This window comes from Novosphingobium sediminis (assembly GCF_007991615.1).
Lineage (GTDB): Bacteria > Pseudomonadota > Alphaproteobacteria > Sphingomonadales > Sphingomonadaceae > Novosphingobium > Novosphingobium sediminis.
This window is the reverse complement of sequence record NZ_BJYR01000005.1, coordinates 1-25,071: the sequence shown is the minus strand read 5'-3', so window position 1 is coordinate 25,071 and position 25,071 is coordinate 1. Positions and strand designations below refer to the sequence as shown.

The 25,071-nt window shown below is 64.4% G+C and carries 23 protein-coding genes and 2 tRNA genes; 12 read left to right on the top strand and 13 right to left on the bottom strand.

Features of this window, described 5'->3' with window-relative positions:
- Nucleotides 1–4 precede the first annotated feature (4 nt).
- From nuoL to NSE01_RS03345, 7 genes are read left to right on the top strand one after another with little or no spacing between them, the layout of a single operon-like run.
- A complete protein-coding gene (gene nuoL / locus NSE01_RS03375) occupies nt 5–2,050 on the top strand; it encodes an NADH-quinone oxidoreductase subunit L (protein ID WP_147158223.1) in 2,046 nt (681 codons plus the stop codon).
- A complete protein-coding gene (locus tag NSE01_RS03370) occupies nt 2,047–3,627 on the top strand; it encodes an NADH-quinone oxidoreductase subunit M (RefSeq protein WP_147158222.1) in 1,581 nt (526 codons plus the stop codon). The genes nuoL and NSE01_RS03370 overlap by 4 nt, the downstream gene beginning before the upstream one ends.
- On the top strand, nt 3,627–5,090 hold the full coding sequence (gene nuoN / locus NSE01_RS03365) for an NADH-quinone oxidoreductase subunit NuoN (protein ID WP_147158221.1): 1,464 nt from the start codon (nt 3,627–3,629) through the stop codon (nt 5,088–5,090). Before NSE01_RS03370 ends, nuoN begins: the two co-directional genes overlap by 1 nt.
- 15 nt (nt 5,091–5,105) lie before the next feature.
- Nucleotides 5,106–5,873, top strand: a complete 768-nt coding sequence (locus tag NSE01_RS03360) for a biotin--[acetyl-CoA-carboxylase] ligase (RefSeq protein ID WP_307725963.1) — start codon at nt 5,106–5,108, stop codon at nt 5,871–5,873.
- Complete coding sequence (locus tag NSE01_RS03355) at nt 5,857–6,642, top strand: type III pantothenate kinase (protein ID WP_147158220.1); 786 nt, start codon at nt 5,857–5,859, stop codon at nt 6,640–6,642. The genes NSE01_RS03360 and NSE01_RS03355 overlap by 17 nt, the downstream gene beginning before the upstream one ends.
- Before the next feature lie 56 nt (nt 6,643–6,698).
- The gene (locus NSE01_RS03350) at nt 6,699–8,351 is read left to right on the top strand and encodes a ribonuclease J (protein WP_147158219.1); all 1,653 of its coding nucleotides are present in this window, start codon (nt 6,699–6,701) and stop codon (nt 8,349–8,351) included.
- Nucleotides 8,352–8,356: 5 nt separating this feature from the next.
- Nucleotides 8,357–8,629, top strand: a complete 273-nt coding sequence (locus NSE01_RS03345) for a DUF1467 family protein (RefSeq protein WP_147158218.1) — start codon at nt 8,357–8,359, stop codon at nt 8,627–8,629.
- On the opposite strand, the gene phoB is transcribed toward NSE01_RS03345, so the two are convergent.
- From phoB to NSE01_RS03310, 7 genes are all read right to left on the bottom strand, one after another.
- A complete protein-coding gene (phoB, locus tag NSE01_RS03340; protein ID WP_147158217.1) occupies nt 8,626–9,315 on the bottom strand; it encodes a phosphate regulon transcriptional regulator PhoB in 690 nt (229 codons plus the stop codon). The two genes, NSE01_RS03345 and phoB, sit on opposite strands and share 4 nt — an antisense overlap.
- A gap of 79 nt (nt 9,316–9,394) precedes the next feature.
- Complete coding sequence (phoU, locus tag NSE01_RS03335) at nt 9,395–10,078, bottom strand: phosphate signaling complex protein PhoU (protein WP_147158216.1); 684 nt, start codon at nt 10,076–10,078, stop codon at nt 9,395–9,397.
- A 22-nt stretch (nt 10,079–10,100) separates the two neighbouring features.
- The gene (gene pstB / locus NSE01_RS03330; RefSeq protein WP_147158215.1) at nt 10,101–10,928 is read right to left on the bottom strand and encodes a phosphate ABC transporter ATP-binding protein PstB; all 828 of its coding nucleotides are present in this window, start codon (nt 10,926–10,928) and stop codon (nt 10,101–10,103) included.
- A 1-nt stretch (nt 10,929) separates the two neighbouring features.
- On the bottom strand, nt 10,930–12,201 hold the full coding sequence (pstA, locus tag NSE01_RS03325; protein WP_147158214.1) for a phosphate ABC transporter permease PstA: 1,272 nt from the start codon (nt 12,199–12,201) through the stop codon (nt 10,930–10,932).
- A 10-nt stretch (nt 12,202–12,211) separates the two neighbouring features.
- Nucleotides 12,212–13,594: a phosphate ABC transporter permease subunit PstC gene (gene pstC, locus NSE01_RS03320; protein ID WP_147158213.1), complete on the bottom strand. Its 1,383-nt coding sequence runs from the start codon at nt 13,592–13,594 to the stop codon at nt 12,212–12,214.
- A gap of 16 nt (nt 13,595–13,610) precedes the next feature.
- Complete coding sequence (locus tag NSE01_RS03315; RefSeq protein WP_147158212.1) at nt 13,611–14,657, bottom strand: substrate-binding domain-containing protein; 1,047 nt, start codon at nt 14,655–14,657, stop codon at nt 13,611–13,613.
- Nucleotides 14,658–14,716: 59 nt separating this feature from the next.
- Nucleotides 14,717–15,901, bottom strand: coding sequence for a sensor histidine kinase (locus NSE01_RS03310; RefSeq protein WP_147158211.1), 1,185 nt, complete (start codon nt 15,899–15,901; stop codon nt 14,717–14,719).
- 277 nt (nt 15,902–16,178) lie between these two features.
- Between NSE01_RS03310 and NSE01_RS03305 the strand changes: the two genes are divergently transcribed.
- Complete coding sequence (locus NSE01_RS03305) at nt 16,179–16,865, top strand: DUF2490 domain-containing protein (RefSeq protein ID WP_246135009.1); 687 nt, start codon at nt 16,179–16,181, stop codon at nt 16,863–16,865.
- A gap of 26 nt (nt 16,866–16,891) precedes the next feature.
- On the opposite strand, the gene NSE01_RS03300 is transcribed toward NSE01_RS03305, so the two are convergent.
- The 4 genes from NSE01_RS03300 to recJ all read right to left on the bottom strand — a co-directional run bounded on the left by NSE01_RS03300 (nt 16,892) and on the right by recJ (nt 19,245).
- Nucleotides 16,892–17,113, bottom strand: coding sequence for a hypothetical protein (locus NSE01_RS03300; protein ID WP_147158210.1), 222 nt, complete (start codon nt 17,111–17,113; stop codon nt 16,892–16,894).
- A gap of 31 nt (nt 17,114–17,144) precedes the next feature.
- A tRNA-Glu gene (locus NSE01_RS03295) sits at nt 17,145–17,219 on the bottom strand.
- Between the two features lie 74 nt (nt 17,220–17,293).
- A tRNA-Glu gene (locus NSE01_RS03290) sits at nt 17,294–17,368 on the bottom strand.
- Between the two features lie 101 nt (nt 17,369–17,469).
- Nucleotides 17,470–19,245: a single-stranded-DNA-specific exonuclease RecJ gene (recJ, locus tag NSE01_RS03285; protein ID WP_147158209.1), complete on the bottom strand. Its 1,776-nt coding sequence runs from the start codon at nt 19,243–19,245 to the stop codon at nt 17,470–17,472.
- Nucleotides 19,246–19,492: 247 nt separating this feature from the next.
- Between recJ and NSE01_RS03280 the strand changes: the two genes are divergently transcribed.
- The 4 genes from NSE01_RS03280 to NSE01_RS03265 all read left to right on the top strand — a co-directional run bounded on the left by NSE01_RS03280 (nt 19,493) and on the right by NSE01_RS03265 (nt 22,751).
- Complete coding sequence (locus tag NSE01_RS03280; RefSeq protein WP_246135008.1) at nt 19,493–20,791, top strand: hypothetical protein; 1,299 nt, start codon at nt 19,493–19,495, stop codon at nt 20,789–20,791.
- 7 nt (nt 20,792–20,798) lie between these two features.
- The gene (locus NSE01_RS03275) at nt 20,799–21,278 is read left to right on the top strand and encodes a flavodoxin family protein (protein ID WP_147158208.1); all 480 of its coding nucleotides are present in this window, start codon (nt 20,799–20,801) and stop codon (nt 21,276–21,278) included.
- 113 nt (nt 21,279–21,391) lie between these two features.
- Entirely contained in the window at nt 21,392–22,126 is a 735-nt protein-coding gene (locus NSE01_RS03270; RefSeq protein WP_147158207.1) for a hypothetical protein, read from the top strand.
- A gap of 100 nt (nt 22,127–22,226) precedes the next feature.
- On the top strand, nt 22,227–22,751 hold the full coding sequence (locus NSE01_RS03265; protein ID WP_147158206.1) for an AHH domain-containing protein: 525 nt from the start codon (nt 22,227–22,229) through the stop codon (nt 22,749–22,751).
- 43 nt (nt 22,752–22,794) lie between these two features.
- Here the strand turns inward: NSE01_RS03265 and NSE01_RS03260 are convergent, their stop codons facing one another.
- Nucleotides 22,795–23,772, bottom strand: coding sequence for an NAD(P)H-dependent flavin oxidoreductase (locus NSE01_RS03260; protein WP_147158205.1), 978 nt, complete (start codon nt 23,770–23,772; stop codon nt 22,795–22,797).
- 179 nt (nt 23,773–23,951) lie between these two features.
- Complete coding sequence (locus NSE01_RS03255) at nt 23,952–24,998, bottom strand: amidohydrolase family protein (protein ID WP_147158204.1); 1,047 nt, start codon at nt 24,996–24,998, stop codon at nt 23,952–23,954.
- Between the last annotated feature and the right edge of the window lie 73 nt (nt 24,999–25,071).

Below are 25,071 nucleotides of genomic sequence, written 5' to 3'. Positions count from 1 at the left end.
GGCCGTGCATCCGATCCAATTTATCGTATTCCTGCCGCTGCTGGCAGCGCTGGTCGCAGGACTTGGCGCCCGGCTGATCGGCAAGGTGCCGGCGAAGCTCGTGACGACGCTCGCGCTGTTTGCCAGCTGCGCGCTTTCGTGGCCGATCTTCATCTCGTTCCTGAACGGCAGTGCGCAGGAAAGCGTGACGCCGGTGCTCCAGTGGGTGCGCTCGGGCGATCTCGACTTCCAGTGGGCGCTGCGCGTGGATACGCTGACCGCGATCATGCTGGTGGTTGTGACCAGCGTCTCGGCGCTCGTCCACCTGTACTCATGGGGCTACATGGATGAGGAGCCCGACCAGTCGCGGTTCTTCGCCTACCTCTCGCTGTTCACTTTCGCGATGCTGATGCTGGTGACGGCGGACAACCTCGTCCAGATGTTCTTCGGCTGGGAAGGCGTGGGCCTTGCCTCGTACCTCCTGATCGGGTTCTGGTTCCGCAAGCCCAGCGCCAGCGCGGCCGCGATGAAGGCCTTCGTGGTCAACCGCGTGGGCGACCTCGGCTTCATGCTGGGTATCTTCGGCACGTTCCTGGTGTTCGGCACCGTCTCGATCCCCGCGATCCTGGCGGCAGCGCCGGGCATGGCGGGCAGCACGATCGGCTTCCTCGGCCATCGCTTCGATACGATGACGGTGCTGTGCATCCTCCTGTTCATCGGCGCGATGGGCAAGTCGGCGCAGCTGGGCCTGCACACCTGGCTGCCGGACGCGATGGAAGGCCCGACCCCGGTTTCGGCGCTGATTCACGCGGCGACCATGGTGACCGCAGGCGTGTTCATGGTTTGCCGCCTCTCGCCAATGTTCGCCACGAGCGAGACGGCGATGCATGTGGTGACTTATGTCGGCGCGGCGACGCTGTTCTTTGCTGCCACCATCGGCACGACCCAATGGGACATCAAGCGCGTCATCGCCTATTCGACCTGTTCGCAGCTGGGCTACATGTTCGTGGCGGCGGGCGTCGGTGCGCCGGGTGCGGCGATGTTCCACCTGTTCACTCACGCCTTCTTCAAGGCGCTGCTGTTCCTCGGCGCGGGCTCGGTGATCCATGCGATGCACCACGAGCAGGACATGCGCTATTACGGCGGCCTTCGTAAGCACATCCCGATCACCTTCTGGGCGATGATGATGGGCACGCTGGCGATCACCGGCGTTGGCATTGTCGATGTGTTCGGCTTCGCAGGCTTCTATTCGAAGGATTCGATCCTCGAGGCTGCCTATGCCAGCGGGACGGCTCCGGGCCACTTTGGTTTCTTCATGGGCATCTTTGCGGCGCTGCTGACGAGCTTCTATTCGTGGCGCCTGATGTTCCTGACGTTCTGGGGCAAGCCGCGCTGGGAGCAGAGCGAGCATATCCAGCACGCGGTGCATGATGCGCATGGGCATGGTCATGATGACCACGCACATGGCCACGATGACCACCATGCGCACGGCCATGCCTCTGACGGGACCGGCGGCTATCATCCGCATGAAAGCCCGCTGGTCATGCTGCTGCCACTGGTGCTGCTCTCGGTCGGTGCGGTTCTCGCGGGCTTCGTGTTCCACGGCTCGTTCATCAGCGAAGGCGAGGGCGAGTTCTGGAAGAACAGCGTGGCCTTCAGCGAGCACCTGATCCACGCGATGCACGGCGTGCCGGAGTGGGTGAAGTGGGCGCCGTTCGCGGTAATGGTGGCCGGCCTTGCCGGGGCCTATGTGGCCTATATCGCCAATCCGGGCATTCCGGCGGCGTTCAGCGCGGCGATCGGGCCGCTCTACCGCTTCGTCTACAACAAGTGGTACTTCGACGAGCTTTACAACGCGGTCTTCGTGAAGCCTGCGATGGCGCTCGGCCGGGTGTTCTGGCAGCAAGGCGATATCGGGATCATCGACCGCTTTGGCCCCAATGGCGCGGCCTGGGTGGTCGCCCGGAGCAGCCGGATCGCGGTGCGCCTGCAGTCCGGATACCTCAACAGTTATGCGCTGGTCATGCTCGTCGGCCTTGTCGGCGCGGTCAGCTGGGTGATTGCACGATGATCGGGTTTCCAATTCTCAGCTTGATGCTCCTCGTGCCGCTGGTCGGCGCGGTGGCCTGCCTCATGGCCGGACGCGAGAGCGCGCGGATGATCGCGCTGGCGGTGACGCTGCTTGATCTCGTGCTGGGCGCGGTGCTGTGGTCGCACTACCAGATCGGCGGGCCGACCTGGCAGTTCCAGGAGCATGCCTCGATCTTCGCCGGCTTTGAATGGAAGCTCGGTATCGACGGGATCGCGCTGCTGCTGATCGCGCTCACCGTGTTCCTCATGCCGATCTGCATCGGTGCAAGCTGGAACGCGATCGAGAAGCGCGCGGGCGAATATTACGCCAACTTCCTCATCATGGAGACGCTGATGATCGGCGTCTTCACCGCGCAGGACCTGTTCCTGTTCTACATCATGTTCGAAGCCGGCCTGATCCCGATGTACCTCATCATCGGCATCTGGGGCGGGGCGGACCGCATCTACGCCAGCTACAAGTTCTTCCTCTACACGTTGCTCGGATCGGTGCTGATGCTGATCGCGATGATGTGGATGGTGAACGAGGCGGGCACGAGCGATATCCCGACATTGATGGCCTACAGCTTCCCGGTGAAGGCGCAGACTTGGCTTTGGCTGGCCCTCTTCGCGAGCTTTGCGGTGAAGATGCCGATGTGGCCGACGCACACCTGGCTGCCCGACGCGCACGTGCAGGCGCCTACTGCGGGCTCGGTGATCCTGGCGGGCGTGCTGCTCAAGATGGGCGGCTACGGCTTCATTCGCTTCTCGCTGCCGATGTTCCCTGAGGCGAGCGCGCAGTTCGCGCCGCTGGTCTGGGGGCTTTCGATGGCTGCGGTGGTGATCACCTCGCTGATTGCGCTGGTGCAGCACGATATCAAGAAGCTGATCGCCTATTCCTCGGTCGCGCACATGGCGATTGTCACGGTGGGGCTGTTCGCGTTCAACCGGCAGGGGCTGGAAGGCTCGATGCTGATCATGCTCAGCCACGGTCTTGTGGCGGGCGCGCTGTTCCTTGCCGTGGGCGTGATCTACGACCGGCTGCACACGCGTGAGATCGACCGCTACGGCGGGCTGGCGATCAACATGCCCGCCTATGCACTGTTCTTCATGCTGTTCACGATGGCCTCGATTGGCCTGCCGGGCACGAGCGGCTTCGTTGGCGAGTTCCTCTCGCTCATGGGCATCTACGCGCAGTCGAGCTGGGTGGCGCTGATCTGCACCACCGGCATCATCCTCGGCGCGGCCTATATGCTCTACCTCTATCGCCGCGTGGTGTTCGGGGTGCAGAAGAACGAGGACGCGGCCGCCATGCCCGATCTCGACAAGCGCGAATGGGCGATGATGATCCCGCTGGCAGCCGTGGTGCTGTGGATGGGCGTCTATCCGGAAACCTTCCTCGCGCCGATGCGCAAGGATATCGCGGCGCTGGATGCGCGGCTGGCGCAAGCGCGGCCGAGGGGCGATGCCGATGTGCAGCTGGCGGCCATGCCGCCTGCCGCTGCGACACATGAACATGGGGATGCAATGGAACACGGTGAACAAGCCGCTCACGCGGCCCGGCACGAGGGAGCACGCTGATGGAACTGCTCCGTTCGCTGGCGATCACCGGGACCGAGGAAGTCCTCAGCGTTTCCAGCCTGATCCTGCTGCTCGCTGCCGCCTGGGGTGGTGACAAGGCTTCGCGGGTGATCTCGATTGCGGCGGTTGCCGTGCTCACCGTCTGCGCGGTGCTGACCGTGCCTGCGCTGACGCAGGCCGTGATGGGCCCCGCGGCGAGTGCCTGGAACGGCCAGTTCTCGGGCGATGCCTTTGCCGCGTTTGGCAAGCTGCTGATCTACATCGGCGCAGCGGTCACGCTGATCGTCGCTCCGGCGTTCTTCGAGCGCGAGAAGGCGATGCGCGCGGAATTTCCGCTGCTCGTGCTGCTCGCATCGATGGGCATGGGCATGATGGTCTCGGCGACCGACATGCTCGCGCTCTACATCGGACTCGAACTGAACAGCCTTGCCGCCTACGTTCTCGCTTCGTTCCTGCGCAGCGATGAGCGTTCGGCGGAGGCGGGCCTCAAGTACTTCGTGCTGGGCTCGCTTGCCTCGGGTATCCTGCTTTACGGCATCAGCCTGACATATGGCTTCACCGGCAGCACGAGCTTCGCCGGAATCCACGGCGCGCTGGCAGGCACACTCTCGACCGGTGCAGTGTTCGGCGTCGTCTTCGTGCTCGCGGGCCTTGCCTTCAAGGTGAGTGCAGCACCGTTCCACATGTGGACGCCGGACGTCTACGAGGGCGCGCCGACCCCGGTTACGACCTTCTTCGCGATCGCGCCCAAGGTGGCAGCACTCGGTCTCCTGATGCGCGTCAGCCTGTTTGCGTTCGGTTCGCAGCCGGGCGTGTGGCAGCAGATCGTGATCTTTGTCGCGCTGCTCTCGATCGTCATCGGTGCGCTGGGTGCGATCGGGCAGGACAACATCAAGCGGCTGCTGGCCTATTCCTCGATCAACAACGTCGGCTTCATGCTGATCGGCCTTGCCTGCGCCAACCAGGCGGGTGCGGCGGCGATGCTGGTCTACCTCGCGATCTATGTTGCGATGTCGGTCGCAGGCTTCGTTGCGGTGCTGATGCTGCGCGATGCGGACGGGGCGCCGGTTGAATCCATTGCAGCGATGGCAGGCCTGTCGAAGACCCGGCCAATGCTGGCGCTGGCGCTGGCTGCCGTGATGTTCAGCCTTGCGGGCATCCCGCCCCTGTTCGGGTTCTGGGGCAAGTTCGTGGTGTTCCAGGCGGCAGTGCAGGCGGGTCTGCTTTCGCTCGCCGCCATCGGTATCGCTGCCTCGGTGATCGGTGCGTTCTACTACATCAAGGTCGTCAAGGTGATGTACTTCGACGAGGCTACCGATGTGGTGACCGGCCAGAGCGACATGGCGCAGCGGGTGCTGCTTTTCGTTTCGGTCGTCGCGATTTCGCCGCTCGGTTACCTGCTCACGAAGTCGCTGGGCGTGCTGGCGGGCAACGCGGCCGCCGCGCTCTTCCACATCGCGTGATCGGCTGAGCCTCCGGTGCCTGACCCCTTGATCAGGGTGGTGGCGGAGACCGCCTCGACCAATTCGGCGCTGCTGGAGCGGCTATCGCACGGCGAAGCTCCGGTTCAAGGGCAGTGGCTGGTAGCAGACCGGCAGACGGCCGGGCGCGGGCGCGCCGGGCGGGTTTGGACCGATGGCTTCGGCAACTTCATGGGGTCGACCGCGGTTGCCCTACGCGATGCCGAGGCTTTGCCGCAAACTTTGGCTTTAGTGGCCGGGCTCAGCGTGCACCGGGCGCTGATGGCGGTGGTTCCGGCACTGTCCGGGCTGGTCCTAAAGTGGCCGAACGACCTGCTGGTGGGCGAAGCCAAGCTTTGCGGGATTCTGCTGGAGCGGCAGCGCGATGCCGTCGTCGTTGGTATCGGCGTCAACCTCGCCGAAGCTCCGGATGTGCCGGGCCGCAAGACCGCATCGCTGGCAGGGCTTGGCTACGACGTGAGCCGCGATGCCTTTGCATCTGCGCTGGCCGAAACCTGGGCGGAGGACCTCACGGCATGGCATGCAGGCGGCTGGCCGATGCTCCGCGAGGCATGGCTTGTCCGTTCGCTCCCCAAAGGTACGCTACTGGGGGTAAACCTCAGCGAAGAAGGCCACGTGATCGGCGGATTTGCAGGGCTGGAGCCCGACGGAGCCGTCCTTCTGCGCTTGGCGGATGGCTCGGTACGTGCGATCCACGCTGGAGACGTCGAGCTTATCGGCGCAAGCCGCTCTGACGTAGGAGGACAAGATGCTTCTGGCGGTTGACGTTGGCAATACCAACGTCGTGTTCGCGCTGTTCGACGGGCGGGAGATCCGTTCGCGCTGGCGCGTGGCGACCGATCCGCGGCGCACGGCGGACGAGTATGCGGTGTGGCTCCTTCAGTTGATGAAGCTACAGGGCTTTGATCCTGACCGCGTGAGACAGATCCTCATTTCCACAGTGGTGCCGCGCGCGTTGCACAACCTGCAGGTGCTGGGGCAGAAGTATTTCGGTATCGACCCGCTGGTCGCCGGGCAGCCGCCGGTGGAGTGGGGTTTTGTCGCCGATGTCGAACAGCCGCGCTCGCTGGGTGCAGACCGCGCGGTGAACACCGTGGCGGCGCATGCGAAGTATGAGGGCGACCTGATCGTCGTGGACTTCGGGACTGCGACCACTTTCGACGTGGTCGATGCAAACGGGGCCTACAAGGGCGGCATCATCGCGCCGGGCATCAACCTCTCGCTAGATGCGCTGGTAACGGCGGCGGCCAAGCTGCCGCGCATCGCCATCGCGCCGCCACAGGGCAACAACCGCAGCGTGATCGGCCGTAACACTGAAGATCAGATGCAGATCGGCGTGTTCTGGGGCTATGTGGCCATGATGGAAGGCCTGATATCGCGTTTGCGTCAAGAAATCGGACGTCCTGCCAAGGTGGTTGCCACCGGCGGGCTGGCGGTGCTGTTCGACCAGCACACCTCGATTTTCGACCATGTCGATACGGACCTGACGCTGGATGGCATTGCCATTCTGGCCGAACGCGTTGCCGCACGCTGACCATCGCATTTGCGGCGAGCCCTTGGCCTCTGAGCCACTAGTATATTGGAATTATTGTGAAACCCGGTAAGGAATTGCTGTTTCTCGCGCTCGGCGGATCGGGCGAGATCGGCATGAACGTCAATCTCTACGGCTGCAACGGCAAGTGGCTGATGGTCGATCTCGGCATGACCTTTGCCGATCCGTACTATCCGGGCGTGGACCTTGTTTTCGCGGACCTGTCGTTCATCGAGGACCGGCGGGAGGATCTGCTCGGCGTGGTGCTGACCCACGCGCATGAGGACCATATCGGCGCGGTGCCCTATTTCGCGCAAGATCTGGGCGTGCCGCTCTATGCGACGCCGTTCACCGCGCGGCTGGTGGCTGAGAAGCTGGCCGAGGCGGGGCTTTCCAAAGACGTGACGCTGAATGTGGTGCCCAACGATGGTTCGCTGAGCATCGGGCCGTTCGACATTCGCTATGTGCCGCTGGCGCACTCGATTGCCGAGGGCAATGCGCTGGTGATCGAGACGCCGCATGGCCGCGTGTTCCACACCGGCGACTGGAAGCTGGATGACGAGCCGCTGATCGGAGTGCCTGCGACCGAAGGCGAACTGACCGCGCTGGGCGACGAAGGTGTGCTCGCGCTCGTCTGCGATTCGACCAACGTGTTCAATCCCAAGCCCTCCGGCTCCGAAGGCGCGGTGCGCGACGGTCTGATGGAGATGGTGAAGGGCCTCAAGGGCAAGCGCGTGGTGGTGACGACGTTCGCCTCCAACGTGGCGCGATTGCAGACGCTAGCCGAGGTGGCGGTGGCGACCGGGCGGCAGCTCTGCGTGGCGGGACGATCGCTCGACCGCATCATCGGCGTGGCGCAAGCGAGCGGATACCTCAAGAACTTCCCGGACATCGTGCGGATGGACGACGCGATGGACTTGCCGCGAGGCGAAGTTCTTGTGCTGGCAACCGGCGGGCAGGGCGAGGCGCGCGCGGCGCTGGCCCGGATTGCTTCGGACAGCCACCCGATCCGGCTTGAGAAGGGCGATGCCGTGGTCTTCTCGAGCCGCCAGATCCCCGGCAACGAGCTTGCCATCGGGCGCATCCAAAACCAGTTGGCGGCCAAGGGCGTGGAAATCCTGACCGACCGGCAGGGCATGATTCACGTTTCGGGGCACCCGGGACGGCCTGAGCTGGAAGCGCTCTACAGCTGGATCAGGCCGGAAATCCTCGTGCCTGTGCATGGCGAGATGCGCCACATGGCGGAGCAGGCACGCCTGGGCAAGGCAAGCGGTATCAAGCGCACCATTGTCCAGAAGAACGGTGATGTGGTGCGTCTCGCACCCGACGGGCCTGCAAAGCTCGCCGAAGTACGCGCCGGGCGACTTGTGCTTGATGGCGACATAATTGCACCGGCAGATGGCGGTGCAATGGGGCAGCGGCGCAAGCTGGCAGAAAGCGGCGTCGTCGTGGCGGCGCTCGCGGTTTCGCCGGTTGGCAAGCTCAAGTCCGCCATCGAGATCGCGGCGGTCGGCCTGCCGCTGGAAGAAGACATGGAAGAGTTCGTGGCCGAAGCGCAGGGCGATGTTGCCAAGGCGCTGGGGACGCTGAAGGGTGAGAAGGCGCGCGACCGGGCGGCGATTGCCGAAACTGTGCGGCTGACGGTGCGGCGCGCGGCGCAGCGCTGGTCGGGCAAGAAGCCGGTCGTCCAGGTCATGCTGCGGGAAGGTTGAGGCACATGAAGTTGACGTCGATCATCGCGATCTGGGCGCTGTTCTGGGTCCTTTCGGCCTTTCTCGTGATGCCTTTCGGCGTGCGCACAGCGGACGAGATGGGGGTGGCAAAAGTGCCCGGACAAGCGCCGAGCGCCCCGGCAAACTTCAACCCGCGCCGCATCATTCTGCGGGCTTCGGTGCTCTCGACTGTGCTGTTCTGGCTCTACTACGCGAACTACGTGAACCACTGGATCACGATCCAGAACCTCGATATCACCCCGCTTCTGGGGGTTTAGACCCCTTCGAGCGCGTAGCCGGCAGAGCGCACGGTGCGCACCGGATCGGCTGCGCCGGGGATCGCGATGGCCTGGCGCAGGCGGCGGATGTGGACGTCCACCGTGCGCAGTTCGATGTCGCTTCCGCTGCCCCAGACCGCATCGAGCAGTTGCCCGCGGGAGAATACGCGGCCCGGGTGCTCCATGAAGTGGCGGAGCAAACGGAATTCCGTGGGACCGATCTTGATCGCCTCACCGCGCCGGGTGACGCGGTGGGCCGTGGGATCGAGCGCGAGATCGCCGACGGTGATCGTCTCACCAGCTAGCGCCGGGCGCACACGCCGCAGCACAGCGCCGACCCGCGCGATCAGTTCGCGCGGAGAGAACGGCTTGGTGACATAGTCGTCAGCACCGGTTTCGAGCCCGCGCACGCGGTCATCCTCGTCGCTGCGGGCGGTGAGGATGATGATGGGTACGTGCGCAGTCGCCTTGTTGCGGCGCAGGCGGCGGCAGACCTCGATCCCGCTGGTGCCGCCGATCATCCAGTCCAGCAGCACGAGATCGGGAGTATCCTCGGCGGCGAGCAGCAGGGCTTCGTCACCATCGTCGGTGGTACGCACATCGTAGCCTTCGCCGCGAAACCGGTACTCGACCAGTTCGGCAAGCGCGGTATCATCCTCTACCAGCAGCAGCTTCGGCGCGGACATCGATACCCCCTGATGCGTCAGTCTTGACAGTGACTTTGCGCAGACACGACAATTGTTACGCGGTCGTGACGGAGGATCATCAGGCCGGTGGGATTACGTCGTCGCGCTCGGGCAGGTAGGTGCCAGTTGCGGCGTAGTAGACCATTTCGGCGATGTTGGTGGCATGATCGCCGATCCGCTCGATATTGCGGGCAACGAACATCAGCTGCGCGACCGAGCTGATCGTGGCCGGGTTTTCCACCATGTACGACACGAAGTTGCGGAACACGCTATCGTAGAAGGCATCGACCTTTGCGTCGCGCTTGACGATTTCGGAGGCGGCGATGGGATCGCGCGCGGCATATGCGGTCAGCACGTCGTGAACCATGTCGCCGGCCAGTTCGTTCATCACCGGCAGCAGGGTCAGCGGCTCGAACCGCTTGCGGCCCTCGATATGGCCGACGCGCTTGGCAATGTTCTTCGCATAGTCGCCGATGCGCTCGATAACGCCGGCGATCTTGAGTGCGGCGATCACCTCGCGCAAGTCATCGGCCATGGGCGCACGCAGGGCGAGCACGCGGACGGACAGCCGGTCGACTTCGCCTTCAAGCTGGTCGATGCGTTTGTCACGGGCGATCACACCGTCGGCAAGGTCCTGGTTCCCGGTGACGAGCGCATCCATCGCTTCGGCCACGGAAAGCTCGGCAAGGCCGCCCATCTCGGCAACAAGGCCGCGCAGCCGTGTGATGTCCTCGTCAAACGCCTTGACGGTATGCTCAGCCATCGCAGTTCCTTATCCGTGCGGCCTAGCCATATCGGCCGGTGATGTAGTCCTTGGTCCGCTCTTCACGCGGGGTGGTGAAGATGTCCGAGGTTGTACCGTATTCGACGATCTTGCCGAGATGGAAAAACGCGGTGCGCTGGGAGACGCGCGCGGCCTGCTGCATCGAGTGGGTGACGATGACGATGGCATAGCGGCCGCGCAGTTCGTCGATCAGTTCCTCGATGCGCGCTGTGGCGATCGGATCGAGCGCAGAGCAGGGTTCGTCCATCAGGATGACTTCGGGATCGACCGCGATCGCGCGCGCGATGCACAGGCGCTGCTGCTGGCCGCCCGAGAGTGCGGTGCCGCTATCGCCAAGGCGGTCCTTCACTTCATCCCACAAGCCAGCGCGCTGGAGCGATTGCTCGACGATACCATCAAGCTCGCCCTTGCTTGCCGCAATGCCGTGGATGCGCGGGCCATAGGCGATATTTTCGTAGATCGACTTGGGGAACGGGTTTGGCTTCTGGAACACCATCCCGACGCGCGCGCGCAGTTGCACGACGTCCATCGCCGAGCGGTAGATGTCCATCCCGTCGAGCAGGATCTCACCTTCCACGCGGGCGCCGGGGATCGTATCGTTCATGCGGTTTAGGCTGCGCAGGAATGTCGATTTGCCGCAACCCGAGGGGCCGATGAACGCGGTGACGTAGTTCTTGGGGATCTCGATCGACACGTCATCAATCGCGCGCTTCTGGCCATAATAGACCGAAACGCCGCGCGCGCTGATTTTCGAGGGGCTGACCGGATCGGGAAAAACGGGCGCTGCGGACGAGTTCGCCGCTTCAGCAGCCGGGACAGGAGCGTTCATGTTACCACCGTTTCTCGAAGCGGTTGCGAAGGTAGATCGCGATGCCGTTCATCACGAGGAGGAAGATCAGCAGCACGACAATTGCAGCGCTGGTGCGTTCGATGAAGCCGCGGTCGATCTCGTCCGACCACAGGAAGATCTGCACCGGCAGCACCGTGGCGGGCGAGGTGAAATCGCTCGGCGGGCTGGCGACGAAGGCGCGCATGCCGATCATCAGCAGCGGTGCGGTTTCACCCAGCGCGCGGGCCATGCCGATGATCGTGCCGGTGAGAATGCCGGGCAGGGCCAGCGGGAGGACGTGGTGGAACACGACCTGCACCGGGCTCGCGCCCATGGCGAGCGCGGCGTCTCGGATCGAGGGCGGGACCGACTTGATGGCGTTGCGTCCGGAAATGACGATGACGGGCATGGTCATCAGCGCAAGCGTCATGCCGCCGATCAGCGGGGCCGAGCGGTAGTTGGGAAACACGGCAAGGAACACGGCAAGGCCAAGGAGGCCGAAGATGATCGACGGCACCGCCGCGAGGTTGTTGATCGAGATCTCGATCAGATCGGTCCAGCGGCCGCGCGGGGCGTACTCTTCCAGATAGAGCGCCGAAAGCACGCCCACCGGGAACGCCAGAACGAGCGTGATGAACATCGTCATCATCGAGCCTTTGAGCGCCCCCCAGATGCCCACGCTCTGCGGATTGGTGGCATCGGCGCGGACAAGGAAGCCGGTATCGAAAGCACGCACCAGCACGCCCTTGCGCGAAAGATCGCCCGCCACCTTCTGCAGGGCTGCATCACCGCCGCCGCGCAGGGCATTGGCGAGGTCGTCGCTCGCGGGCAGGGATACGGTGATCTCGTTGCTCATGAGGAGCGAAGGATTGGCGATCAGTGTTGCGCCGACATCGCGCCAGGCGCCGCTATCCAGCAGGCTGTCACCGCCGGGGCCCAAGGCCTGCACCGCGGCTGCATTGACGATGCCGGGCAGTCCGGCCGATTCCAGCCCTCCCAGCGGATCGGGTTGGGCGAGCCGTGCCGGGTCGATTTCTATATGGCCGTGGACAGGAACGGAGAAGCGCAGCTCGGTACGGTGAAAGCCAGCCCAGCCACTGGAGGCCATGGAGACGAGCAGGAACACGAGGATGAGCGCGGAAAAGCTGACGGCGCCGAGCCCCGCGATGCGAAACCAGCGGTCTGCGCGGAAGCGGCGTGCAAGGCCGGCCTCCATGCGCGCCTGACGGCTTGCGCGAAGATCCTCGAGGGCGGACGTGTTGTCGGTCGACATGGGAATGGGCCTACTCGTAGGCTTCGCGGTAGCGCTTCACCACGCGCAGGGCGATGAAGTTCAACGTCAGCGTGACAAGGAACAGCACCATGCCGAGCGCGAAAGCAGAAAGCGTCGCGGGGTGATCGAAGCTGCCTTCGCCGGTGAGCATCGCTACAATCTGGAAGGTGACTGTCGTCATCGATGCGAACGGGTTGGCCGTGAGGTTGGCAGAAGCACCGGCCGCCATGACGACGATCATCGTTTCGCCAATCGCGCGGCTGACTGCCAGCATGATGCCCGCGACAATGCCGGGCAGAGCGGCGGGGATGAGCACCTTGCGGATGGTTTCGGCGCGGGTTGCGCCCATCGCGAGGCTGCCGTCGCGCATGGCTTGCGGCACGGCGGCAATGCTGTCGTCCGCCATCGAGGAAACGAAGGGGATGATCATGACACCCATCACAAGCCCCGCCGCCAAGGCGCTTTCGGTCGAGGCATTGGCAATGCCGATTGCTTGCGCCACATCGCGGACGGCTGGCGCAACGGTGAGGGCGGCGAAATAGCCGTAGACCACGGTTGGCACGCCAGCGAGGATCTCTAGCAGGGGCTTCATCACCTTGCGCACCGAAGCATCGGCATACTGGGTGAGATAGACGGCGCTCATCAGTCCGAGCGGGATTGATACGGCCATTGCGATGATCGCGCCGATATAGATGGTACCCCAGAACAAGGGGATCGCTCCGAACGAGCTGCCTTCGGGCGCACCGGTACTCATCGGGTCTGGCGCCCAGTGCGCACCGAGCAGGAAATCGAGAGGCGAGACCATGCCGAAGAAACGGACCGTCTCGAACACAAGGCTGGCGACAATGCCAATCGTGGTCAGGATCGCGACCAGCGAGGCAAGCAGCAACAGCGCCATGACCGACCGTTCGACCCGGGTGCGGGCCGTGAAATCGGGACGCAGGCGAAGGAAAGCGAAAGCGCCGCCGGCGAAGGCGACGATCAGTGTGACGATCAGACCAATCGTCTCATAGCGCGTGATTGCGACGCGATAGGGCTCAACAAGCCCTTGCGCCTCGCTGTTGAACACCGCCTGCGCCGCGCCAGTCGCGACAGCGCGGGCCTCACCCATGATCGCCTCGCGCTCGAACCCGAACGCGGGAAGAGCGGCGGCCGCAGGATCGGCGAGGACATGCTGCAACACGAGTGCAGGGCTGATCGCGCCCCACAGGAGCGCGAAGAGCACTGTCGGTACAGCGACCCACAACCCGACGTACCACGCGTGGAAGTCGGGAAGCGAGTTAATGCGACCACCCGGCGCAGCCTTGCGGAAGGCCCACGCCCGCGAGCGCCCGGCCAGCCAGCCAACCAGACCCAGCCCAAAGGCCAGAACGAAAAGAATGGCTGGTGACATGGGCCTCTGCCGGTCCTTACTTCAGCTGCGAGCCATCGAGCACAGGCAGTTCGCTTGCTGCCTTTGCACTGGCTGCCAGCACATCGTCAGGCGCCACGACCATGCCCGCCTTGGCCAGCACGCCGTCCTTGCTCCACAGCTTCGCCCACTGGTTCACGTAGGCCTGCAGGCCCGGGATCGCCTTGAGGTGCGCCTTCTTCACATAGATGTAGAGCGGGCGGGCGCCGGGGTAGGAGTAGTCGGTGATCGTCTGATAGGTCGGCGAGACGCCGCCCATCGTAAGGCCCTTTAGCTTGTCGCGGTTCTCTTCGAGATAGGAATAGCCGAATATGCCGATAGCCTTGGGATTGGCCTCGATCTTCTGGACAATGAGGTTGTCGTTCTCGCCCGCATCGACATAGGCGCCGTCTTCGCGCACATCGCCGCAGACCGCATCATGCTTCTTCTTGTCGCTGTCCTTCAGCGCCTTCATCGCCGGATCGCTCTCGCAGCCCTTGGTCAGGATCAGTTCCTTGAGCGCATCGCGGGTGCCCGAGGTGGAAGGCGGACCATAGACGAGGATCGCCTCATTGGGGAGGGCGGGGTTCACGTCCTTCCAGGTCTTGGCGGTGTTGGGCTTGCCGAACGGGGTCTTTGCGAGCGCCTTGTAGACATCTGCCGGGGTCAGCGCGATGCCGGGGCCGCCGGTGCCTTCAGCGAAAGCGACGCCGTCAAGGCCGACCTGGATCTCGACGATCTCCTTCACGCCGTTCTTCTGGCAGTCCTCGAATTCGGACTTCTTCATCCGGCGCGAGGCATCTTCGATATCGGGGTGCTGCGGGCCGACGCCCGCGCAAAACAGCTTCATGCCCGCGCCCGTGCCGGTCGATTCGATGATCGGCGACTTGATCGAGGCATCTTCCTTGGCAAGCGCTTCGGCAACCGCCTTCGCGAACGGATAGACCGTGGATGAGCCAACAGCGCGGACCTGATCGCGGCTGGACGCCTGGTTGCCGCCGCATGCGGCGAGGCCAAGCGTGGCAAGAACCAGTACCGATCCGGAAATGAGGCGATTCGCAGTCATTTTGTGTTTTCCCTTAGACGCAGCGTCGATCGGCCCCATGTGACCATTGCATGACAGTTTTATGACAGCCTTGGTGGAGCGGTCGCCGCAAGTGCAAGGCGCACGGTGACCGTGGTGCCCTTGCCCAGCTGACTCGCAATGTCGAGTTGTCCGCGATGCCTTTCAACAATGTGCTTCACGATGGCGAGGCCGAGACCAGTTCCGCCTGCGGCATTGCTGCGGCCCGGATCGGTCCGGTAGAAGCGGCGCGTTAGATAGGGGAGATGATCGGCGTGAATGCCTTCGCCCCGGTCTGTCACGGAAAGCACGGCTTCGCCATCCTTGCTCGAGACTTCGACGCGCACCGGCTGATCCGGAGCGCCATACTTCAGCGCATTGTCGATGAGGTTTCGAATCAGCTGGTCGAGTTGCTGGCGGTCGCCGGTTACCATCGCCGGCCCGGCCACAACATCGATCCGTGCCTCGCCGACGTTGGAGGCAACCTCGGAGCCGATGCTGGCGGCAAGCTGGCCAAGGTCAAGCGCCTCGCGCGGGAGGTCATGCTTCTCAGCCTCGATGCGCGAGAGCGACATGAGGTCCTCGACAAGATTCTGCAGCCGGCGTGCTTCGCGCAGAACTGTGGCGTGAAAGCGCGCTGCGGTGGCGGCATCGACTTTGGCATCGGGATCCGCCAGCGTTTCGATGTAACCGATGATGGATGCAAGCGGCGTGCGCAGTTCGTGGCTGGCATTGGCGACGAAATCGGTGTGCGAGCGGCTGATATCCGCCTCGGCGGTGCGGTTGACCATTTCGATCAGCGAGTAGCGCTGGTCGATGGTGACCCGGCGCACGTGCCACAGGCTGCGCGCACCTGTCAGGCCGCGCACAATGGCATCGCCCTGCGGTTTGGCGAGCAGGGTGATGGCTTCGGGATGGCGCAAGGCGACGCGCGCGTCCTGCCCGACAATATGTGCGCCGAGCGCTTCGCGAGCGGCTGCATTGGCCGCAGCGATGCGCTGCCCATCGAGCATCAGGACCGGCACGCTGAACGGTTCGACCAGTTCCACCATGGCTTGGCGTGAAACGGAACCTTCATCGGCCGCGCGCGTGGCGACGACCGGTTCGGGGCGGGAAAGCCACAAGGTGCCAAACCATAGAATCAGCACGGCCACGCCAAGGCCAGGATTCGTGCCAAGCACGACCATGGCAATCACTGTCGCGAGCGCTACGGCCATACTCGGCCAGGGAAGATTCGGCGAATCCATCAGGAGCTGCTTGATACCACCGCTGTTACCGAGCCGTGACAAGTGATGACGATCACGGTCCGGCGCCGAAGCGTATTTCCGGCAGGGCCCATTAGGCGAGGCAGGTGGATGCTTGCAAGCTGCGGACGGTGCTTCACTGCCGGTGCCCGCCGCCTGGGGCGAATGCTGTCACAAATGCAGCTGGCTCGTCAAAAACATGTCAGGAAAGACACATTCTGTAACATGAATGTCATCAAACATTCATAGTTCGCGAGCACTTCAACGAAGGGCTCCAAACTTGCTCCGCAATTTCTCCCGCATTGCCGCCTCCTCCTTTGCTGCTGCCATGGTCGTTTGCGCGGCGCACACGTCCCACGCGCGCGACGATGCCCAAGCTTGGGCCACGGCCAACCTCAACGTCGATCTCGGCGGCGGTTTTCGCGCCAGCAACGAAATCGAAGTGCGAGTCAGCGATAATCGCGGGCTCTACGAAGTCGAGAACCACCTGATGATCGGCTACAAGCCGACCAAGAACGTGACGCTGTGGCTGGGTTACACCCACAATCCGCAGTACGACCACGGCGACTTCACGCGCATGGAGCACCGTTTTCGTCAGCAGGTAAACGTCGACAACTTCCTGCAGCTCGGCAACGTGAAATTCTCCGGCCGCCTGCGGCTGGAGGAGCGCTGGCGCGAGGGGCAGGGTGGCCCCGCGTGGCGGCTGCGTCCGCAAATCAAGGCGGTGATGCCGATTGCGGGCAAGGTCAATCTGGTGGTTAGCCACGAGAGCTTTTTCGATCTCAATACCTCAGCGTTCCAGCGCGTGCGCGGCGAGGAGCGGATGCGCAACTTCGTCGGTATCGGGGCGCCGATTACAAAGAAGGTCAAGTTCGAGACGGGCTACATGCTGCAGCACAGCTTCGTGCGCGGCGCTCCAGACAACAATGACCACGCATTCCTGCTGGCGCTGACCGGAAACTTCTGACGCGGCGTTTTCGCGCGCACCAATCGTCAACCGCCCGCGAAATAGACTTTCGCGGCGGTTGCGAGGCAGATGATCGCCAGCATCGAACACAGTGCTGAAATGAATTGCCAGGGAACGGCGCTGATGCGGTCCAGATCGCGGCGGCGGCGTTCCCTGCGTTCGCGCAGGCCCGCCAGCACGCCGCAGATCAGCGCAAACGCGCCGACACTCGCAAATTCGGAAAACGTGCTGAGCGAATCGAGGTCCATCGCGTGCCGTGAAAAAGCCGACCTTGCCGGCTGGTGACCCCTACGGGAATCGAACCCGTGTTTCAGCCGTGAGAGGGCCGCGTCCTGACCGCTAGACGAAGGGGCCTTGCCATGAACCGGGTCGGCGGTCCCGCCCCGATTATTCTGTTCCCACCCGGCGCAAAGCGCTGGGTAGCTCAGTGGTGACCCCTACGGGAATCGAACCCGTGTTTCAGCCGTGAAAGGGCCGCGTCCTAACCGCTAGACGAAGGGGCCACTGGCTGAGGCCGCGTGGCAGGTCCGCGCGTCTAGGGCGATGGATCGGATTGGTCAACCCCTGTCTGTGGCAGTTTGTGGGGATGGCCAAAGGGGTAGGTTCAGTCGGCGAACGCGGCATCTTCGACGTGGAGTTCTGCGGCCGGCCGGCTGCCCCAATCGTCGATCTTCGCGCGGCCGGCGAGCCAGAATGCCCGGCCCCGCGCGCCGTGGAGCAGCGCCTGCCCCATCTCGGTTTCCGCCGCACGGAAGGCCATGGCCTTGAACGATCGGCCGTCGTTCCCGCCCGCGATCATGCGCACGTGATCGGCGCCGACAATGTCGCATTTGATCAGCCGCACCGGACCGACAGCAACGCGCGGACCGGGCCAGCCCATGCCGAAGGGGCCCGCAGCTTCGAGCCGTTCGACGAGATCAGGTGTCAGCCCACCAGGTGCGAGGCTGAGATCGAGCTGGAGCGACTGGCTCAGCCGTGCCGCCGCGACATCGCGGGCAAGGCGCTCGTCGAGCCAGTCGGCAAGGCGCTCGGTGCCGCCTGCTGCCACGGTCAGGCCGCAGGCCATGGCATGGCCGCCGCCTGCGATCAGAAGGCCTGCCGCCTTGGCCGCGATGATCGCCGCACCCAGATCAACGCCCGGGATCGAACGGCCCGAGCCCTTGCCGTTGCCTTCCGAATCGCCATCCTCGGCGATGACCAGGGTGGGCCGCCCGGTCTTTTCCTTGATGCGGCCAGCGACGATACCGATCACGCCCGGGTGCCAGCCCGCGCCGTGGACCACCACGACACTGCGGTTGTGCTGCGCCATGACTTGCGCCTCGGCCGCTTCCTGCACGGCCTGCTCGATCGCGCGGCGCTCGTCGTTGAGTTCCGATAGACGCGCTGCGATCGTGCGGGCTTCATCCGGATCCGAGGTGGTCAGCAGCCGCACGCCAAGGCTCGAATCGCCGATCCGCCCCGCTGCATTGATACGCGGACCAAGCGCGAAGCCGAGGTCACTGCAAGTCGGTGCGCGCGTCAGTCGGCTTGCGTCGATCAGAGCAGCCAGGCCGACATTGGCGCGGCGTGCCATGATCTTGAGCCCCTGCGCGACAAACGCGCGGTTCACCCCCTTGATCTGCGCGACATCCGCCACCGTACCCAGCGCGACGAGATCAAGCAGTCCCATCAGGTCAGGCGCATTGGACGCACCGACAAAGCCGCGTGCGCGCAAGGTCCGCAAGGTGGCCACGGCGAGCAGGAAGGCCACGCCGACAGCGGCCATGTGGCCATGGCTTGCCGCCTCGTCGCTCTCGTCAAGCCGGTTGGGATTGACGAGAGCGGTGGCGGGCGGAAGCTCCGGATTACACTTGTGGTGATCGACGACGATCACGTCGACGCCTTCGCCGCGCGCTGCTGAAAGCGCTTCATAGGCCATCGCGCCGCAATCGACGGTGACGATGAGCTGTGCGCCCTCGCGCGCCAGCTTGACGAGGCCCTCTGCGGATGGGCCATAGCCCTCGAGCAGGCGGTCCGGGATATAGGGCCGCGCCTTGATGCCGAGGCTGGCGAGAAAGCGGATAAGGAGCGCAGCGCTGGTCGCGCCATCGACATCGTAGTCGCCGTAGACCGCGATGGCTTCGCCCTTCATGATCGCATCGGCAAAGCGCTGCGCAGCCGGTTCCATATCGTTGAAGATCGAAGGATCGGGCAGAAAATTACGCAAGGTTGGGCGGCGGTGGCGTTCAAGATCGTGCCGCTCGACTCCGCGGGCCATGAGCAACTGATCGACCAGATCGTCGAGCCGCCCCAGTCCCCCGCTACCAAGGTCCATGTTGCCACCACGCCAGCGCCAGGCGAGGCCAGATAGCGAACGGGTGATGGACGTGACGGGGATCATGCCGATTGCGCTAACCGATTGCGGCGGCGCGGGGAAGGGTGGGGCAGATCCTGCCCACATTCCCCTGCCCACATTCCCCTGCAGGGATTCCGTGGCAGGAATGTGCGCCAGATCATCGCATCGGCGCAGCGCGATTGACAGAAGGGTTGCGGATATGGTCGCATCGGCAAAAGAGAAGTCTGGTCGCGCCATACGAACTTGCCGAAGCGGAGCCGCGGTTCCGCTCGCTTGAAAGGGGTTTGAGCTGATGACCAGGAACAGCATGCGTCTGATGATGGCCGCCGGGGCGGCAAGTGTGGTGCTTGTCGGGCTTGGCGTTGCGCAGACGGCAGCGCCGATCGCCCGTTACGAGATGCGCGCCGGGACCACATCGGGCCTGATGGGCGGCATGGCCGGCATGAAAGGCGGCGGCATGGGTGCGGCCATGAGCATGGCTTTCGGCGGCGGCAACCGCAATGCGCCGCAGCACGAACTCTGGCTGGATCTCGGTTCGAGCCGGACGCCCGCAGGTGGGCCGCCCAAAGCCGATCACTTCATGCCAGCCGGCGCCAAGCTCGGGCTCTCCGTGCCGCTCAAGACGCCCGTGAAAGTGCCGTCCGGTCCGGAAGAACCCGCAGAGAAGCGCGACTTCAAGCGGCCCAAGGGGCGCATACTGATCTTTTGGGGTTGCGGCGAACATGCGCCGGCCGGTCAGCCGGTTGTCATCGATTTCGCCAAGATCGCCGCGGGGCAGATGCCGCCCGGCCTGTGGTCCAGCAACGTGCCGATGGAGCGCCGCGTCTCCTACGCCAGCAGCAAGACATATGGCGCCTGGCCCAACGACGAAAGCAAGGTTGCAATCCGCACCGACAGTTCGCTGATCGGGGCGCACAAGGTGGCGGGCAACTATTCGCCGGATATGAACTTCACGCTCACGAAGGATTTCATGGGCGCGCTGCGCACATCCACCTTTGCCCAGCCAAGTGGCGCGACGCTGCTGCGCTGGAACCCCTTGCCTGATGCGACCGGCTATCACGCCTCGCTCATCGGTGGGAAAATGGACAAGGGCAGCGAGATGACCGACATGGTGTGGTGGTCTTCGAGCCTGACGCGCGAGTTTGGTGGCGGCCTTTCCGATTGGCTCTCGCCCGCGACTGTGGCGAAGCTCGTGGCGTCGAAGACGGTCCTCGCGCCCGCGACGACGACCTGCATGGTGCCGGCGGAAGTGAAGGCTGCCGCGCCGCAGTTCCAGATGGTCACGCTCTATGCCTACGGCCCCGAAGAAAGCTTCGTCTATCCACCGCGCCCGGCCAATCCCAAAACGCCGTGGAAGCCCGAATGGACTGCCGATATCCGGCACCGCTCGATGACCGGCTTCCTGCTCGGCATGCCGGGCATGGATGAGGCAGCGTCCAGCAACGGGCGCAACCAGGGGCAGCAATCGCAGCAGGAGCAGCAATGCCAGTCCAAGCCGAAAAAGCGCGGATTGGGCGGCCTTGGCGGGCTGATCGGCGGCGCATTGGGCGGCGCGGTGAACAGTGCCGGGGGCAATGGGGACGGCTGCTGATTTCGATATGCTGTTGATCATCTGGCACAGCCGCACCGGCGCTGCGCGTGCAATGGCCGAAGCCGCGCACGAGGGGGCGGCCGAGGAGGGGGAAGTGCGCCTGCTCGGCGCGGGCGAGGCGACTCCGGAACTGCTCCTCGCGGCGGGCGGCTATCTGTTCGTCTGTCCGGAAAACCTCGCCACGATGAGCGGGGCGATGAAGGAGTTCTTCGATCGCTGCTACTATCCGCTGCTCGGGGAGATCGAGGGACGCCCCTTTGCCACGGCAATTGCCGCGGGATCGGATGGATCTGGTGCAGAGCGCCAGATCGAGCGGATTGTCACCGGATGGCGGCTGCGCCGAATCGCCGAAGGGCTGATTGTGAACCTCAATGCCCAGACGACTGAAGCGATTCTCGCGCCCAAGACAGTGCCGGCAGAGGCGTTGCAAAAGTGCCGCGATCTGGGCCGATCCTTCGGCGCCGGTTTGGCAATGGGCCTGTACTAAGGTGCACGAGCGGTTGAACGATCCAATTCCGTTCCAGATTAGACGCATGGGACTCGACGACTGCCCAACATTGGTGTCTTTGCTGTTGGCAGAGTGAGGGAGCACAATTGGTGGTGATCGAGCGTGTCGCAGGGCGTGAGCCTCTTGCCGCGCTGCTGTTCGACCGGGAGGACCGGCCGGCTGCGGATGCTGTAGCCGACCTCGCTGTCGGACCGGATGGCTTTTCCGTGCTCAATTCTGCGCAGGCGCCGCAAGGATCTGCCGAGCTGCTGCGAGACGGATTGACCTTCGATCTCACCGGGCTGGCTCCGGCCCCGAAGTGCGATGTTCCGGGCGTGGTGCACCGGGTCGCCTTGCCGGGCGATTTCGATTGCGACGCGCTGGATGCGACCTGGTTCATGGTCGGGCCGCACCTTGCCGGTGCCGAAAACCTGCTTCCGGTGCTGCGTGTCGCTGCCGCCATCCTGCGGCATCTCACCCAGTTGCCCGGGCTGCAGGCAATTGTCTGGCGGCCGGCGCGCATCGCCATGTCACCGGCGTGGTTTTCCGAAGCAGTTGGCGTATGGCTTGCGGGCGGCCCGTTCCCCGCGCTCGCACTCACTGCGCTGGCGCGCCATGAGCACGGGATCGAGAGTGAGGGGCTTGGGTTCCTCACCGGGCAGGAGTTCCTGCTCCACGCCCCCAGTGGCGGGCCGAACCGGCAGCATAGCCGCATTGCCGTGCGCCTCACCGATTGGCTGGTTACCCACGGGCCTGTCGATACACCGCAAGAAGTCGTGCTGGCGGGTGTGGGCGCAGTCTGGATCGAGCCGGAAGGCAACCGGAAGCTTAACGTCGAGCAGCGCTAGGTAAAGGATGCTAGCAAGCGGCGATTGAAGCGCGCTTGGAAGGCTTACATAAACGACGCTCGGAAGTACCGCGTTAAGGTTCGCGTGTGAACAAGGCGGCATGGTTCCTGCTGGACACATAGCCAGGGGACGCATCCCCTTCCGATCGGTGAATGTACCGGGCAAAGCGGGGTATACGCCCGGGCTGCAACGCCATCATCTGCTGCCTCGCGTGCTGCTCAATCGCCGTGCCTTCGGCCGCATGATCGGCGCGCTCACACCCGATCGCATCGGCTTTCACGATTTCCGCGCGAATGGACTGCTGTTGCCCGCGACCGAGAGCGGCGCGCAGCGGATCGGCCTGCCGTTACACCGCGGGCCGCATGGCACGTATTCGGAGATGGTTACCGAACGGGTCGGCCAGATCGAACTCGGGTGGAGCCGTACGCGCCGCTACGATCCCGAGCTTGCAGGGATGGAGGCGCTAATGCGGCTCGATCTGCTGCAACGTGCGTTGCGCCGGCGGCTGCTCAGCCCGCCCAAGGGCGAGGAGATCGTGCTAAACCGGCGCGATCCGGCGCTCGATTACAGCCATCTCGACCGGATGGCCGAGATGCTGTGGGAAGCGACGGAAAGCAGGCTTTAGAGGCCCAATGCCCCCTCCGCTGGCGTGGAGGGGGCTGAGTTGCTTAGAGGAAGGGGGCGCTGTCGGCAGCGAGACCGGCAGCGGCTTCGCGGTACTGCGCGGTGAGCGTCGCGACGCGCTCGGCCACGGTTTCAACCTTGGTGACCGCGCCGATGCCCTGGCCCGAACCCCAGATGTCCTTCCACGCCTTGGCCTCAGTATTGCCGCCCGAACCGAAGTTCATCTTGGACGGATCGCTGACCGGCAGGTTATCCGGATCGAGCCCGGCCTTGATGATCGAGCCCTTGAGATAGTTACCGTGCACGCCGGTGAAGAGGTTCGAATAGACGATGTCCTGCGCGCGGCTTTCGACGATCTCCTGCTTGTAGCCCTCAGCCGCGCGGGCTTCTGCCGTGGCGATCCAGGCCGAGCCGATATAGGCGAAGTCCGCCCCTAGCGCCTGTGCGGCAAGGATCGAGCGGCCGTGCGCAATGGCGCCCGAAAGCGCGACCAGCCCATCGAACCACTGGCGGATTTCCTGCATCAGCGCGAAGGGCGAAAGCGCACCGGCGTGGCCACCAGCACCGGCGGCGACGGGGATCAGGCCGTCCGCGCCCTTTTCGATTGCCTTGCGGGCGAAGCGATCATTGATAACGTCGTGCAGCACGATGCCGCCCCAGCGATGCGCAGCCTGATTGATATCCTCGCGCGCACCCAGCGATGTGATGAGCATGGGCACCTGCCACTTTTCGCAGAGCGCCATGTCCTCGTCGAGGCGGTTGTTGGTCTTGTGGACGATCTGGTTGACCGCGAAGGGCGCTGCCTGGCTGTCCGGGTGATCGCGGTTGTGCGCGGCCAGCGTCTCGGTGATCTCGTGCAGCCATTCGTCGAGCTGGCTGATCGGCCGCGCGTTGAGCGAGGGGAAGCTGCCGATGATTCCCGCCTTGCACTGCGCGATAACGAGTTCGGGGCCGGAAATGATGAACAGCGGCGAACCGATGACGGGCAGGCGCATATTCTTGAACAGCGGGGGAAGCGGCATCCTGGAAAGCTCCGTTTTAAGCGAGCGGTTAAATGGGCTTTAGCAGGTGGGGCGGGGCTGTCAAACGAGCAGAAGTGATGGTCCTGCCCACCCCCGACCCCTCCCGCAAGCGGGAGGGGGGAAACCAGCGCGACCTGCTCCCCTCCCGCTTGCGGGAGGGGTTGGGGGTGGGCAGAGCACTACGCGTCGAGCAAGTGCTCCAAGCCATAGAACCGCGCGGCATTGCCGGCGAACAGCGCGTGCTTTTCATCTGCCGAGGCGCCGTGGGCGAGGCGCTTGAAGGCGTTCCATAGCACCGGATAGGTCGCGCCCCAGCGGTCGACCGGGTAGTTGCTTTCGAACATCCCGCGCTCCGGACCGAAGGCATCGATGCAGGTCTCGATGTAAGGGCGCCACATCGCGGCAAGGGTTTCGGAGCCGACTCCGGCGGCGGGACCTTCTTCCGGCATCGCGCAGAAGGCCATGGCGAGGCCACCCAGCTTGACCGAGACATTCGGGCACTTCGCCAGTTCGCGGATGTTCTCGCGCCACACGTCGAAGCGTTCGTGGAGCTTGCCCTTGTAGGGGCCAACGCCGAGCGGGGTGCCACAATGATCGAGCACGATCGGCTGATCGGGGAAAGCGCGGGCGAGGCTGATGACATCGGGCAGCTGCGGTTCGAGAAGCCAGGCATCGAAGGTGAGGCCCATCTTGCCGAGGTGCTTGAACCCGGCGCGGAAGGCGTCGCTCAGGTAGAGCCCTGACGGCGCGTGGAACGGGGGGCCGAGCACTTCGGGATCGGCATCCCATGCGGCCTGGTGGCGGATGCCCTTGAAGCGGCCATTTCCGGCGGCGATCAGGGCTTCGAGCACGGGCACCGCGCCGTCGCCCAGCGTCATGTCGGCATGGCCGATAATCCCGGCGCAGGGGCGGTAGTTGCCATAGAGCCCGCTCGCGCCTTGGGCTGCGACGCCGTTGACGAACTCGACTTCGCCGACCGGCTTCATCGATGCTTCCGCGCCGCTGCGGTAGAACGCGCCGCATTCCATGAACACGGTGCCGACGATGTTGTGGCCGCTGTGCGTATCGGCGTGGAGCGCATCGAAGGTGTAGTAGGCGGCCGGAACCAGCGTCTCGACGAAGGGATGCAGCGGCTTGGGGAAGGAGGCAACCAGCGGGCTCAGGTCCCACAGGTGATGGTGCGGGTCGATGATCGGCAGATCGGGTTCGATGATCTCTTCGGGCATGGCTCTCTCTCAAGGTCGGCCTCTGACGGGCGCGCGAGGGGAGTATGCAGGTTGAGGCGGGAAAGGGAAGGGG

Bases quoted from the DNA above. Each gene is read 5' to 3' on its own strand.
- NSE01_RS03370 (WP_147158222.1), top strand. From the start codon at position 2,047: ATGATCGGGTTTCCAATTCTCAGCTTGATGCTCCTCGTGCCGCTGGTC.
- nuoN (WP_147158221.1), top strand. From the start codon at position 3,627: ATGGAACTGCTCCGTTCGCTGGCGATCACCGGGACCGAGGAAGTCCTC.
- NSE01_RS03355 (WP_147158220.1), top strand. From the start codon at position 5,857: ATGCTTCTGGCGGTTGACGTTGGCAATACCAACGTCGTGTTCGCGCTG.
- NSE01_RS03345 (WP_147158218.1), top strand. From the start codon at position 8,357: ATGAAGTTGACGTCGATCATCGCGATCTGGGCGCTGTTCTGGGTCCTT.
- phoB (WP_147158217.1), bottom strand. From the start codon at position 9,315: ATGTCCGCGCCGAAGCTGCTGCTGGTAGAGGATGATACCGCGCTTGCC.
- phoU (WP_147158216.1), bottom strand. From the start codon at position 10,078: ATGGCTGAGCATACCGTCAAGGCGTTTGACGAGGACATCACACGGCTG.
- pstB (WP_147158215.1), bottom strand. From the start codon at position 10,928: ATGAACGCTCCTGTCCCGGCTGCTGAAGCGGCGAACTCGTCCGCAGCG.
- pstA (WP_147158214.1), bottom strand. From the start codon at position 12,201: ATGTCGACCGACAACACGTCCGCCCTCGAGGATCTTCGCGCAAGCCGT.
- pstC (WP_147158213.1), bottom strand. From the start codon at position 13,594: ATGTCACCAGCCATTCTTTTCGTTCTGGCCTTTGGGCTGGGTCTGGTT.
- NSE01_RS03315 (WP_147158212.1), bottom strand. From the start codon at position 14,657: ATGACTGCGAATCGCCTCATTTCCGGATCGGTACTGGTTCTTGCCACG.
- NSE01_RS03310 (WP_147158211.1), bottom strand. From the start codon at position 15,901: ATGGATTCGCCGAATCTTCCCTGGCCGAGTATGGCCGTAGCGCTCGCG.
- NSE01_RS03300 (WP_147158210.1), bottom strand. From the start codon at position 17,113: ATGGACCTCGATTCGCTCAGCACGTTTTCCGAATTTGCGAGTGTCGGC.
- recJ (WP_147158209.1), bottom strand. From the start codon at position 19,245: ATGATCCCCGTCACGTCCATCACCCGTTCGCTATCTGGCCTCGCCTGG.
- NSE01_RS03280 (WP_246135008.1), top strand. From the start codon at position 19,493: ATGACCAGGAACAGCATGCGTCTGATGATGGCCGCCGGGGCGGCAAGT.
- NSE01_RS03275 (WP_147158208.1), top strand. From the start codon at position 20,799: ATGCTGTTGATCATCTGGCACAGCCGCACCGGCGCTGCGCGTGCAATG.
- NSE01_RS03265 (WP_147158206.1), top strand. From the start codon at position 22,227: ATGGTTCCTGCTGGACACATAGCCAGGGGACGCATCCCCTTCCGATCG.
- NSE01_RS03260 (WP_147158205.1), bottom strand. From the start codon at position 23,772: ATGCCGCTTCCCCCGCTGTTCAAGAATATGCGCCTGCCCGTCATCGGT.
- NSE01_RS03255 (WP_147158204.1), bottom strand. From the start codon at position 24,998: ATGCCCGAAGAGATCATCGAACCCGATCTGCCGATCATCGACCCGCAC.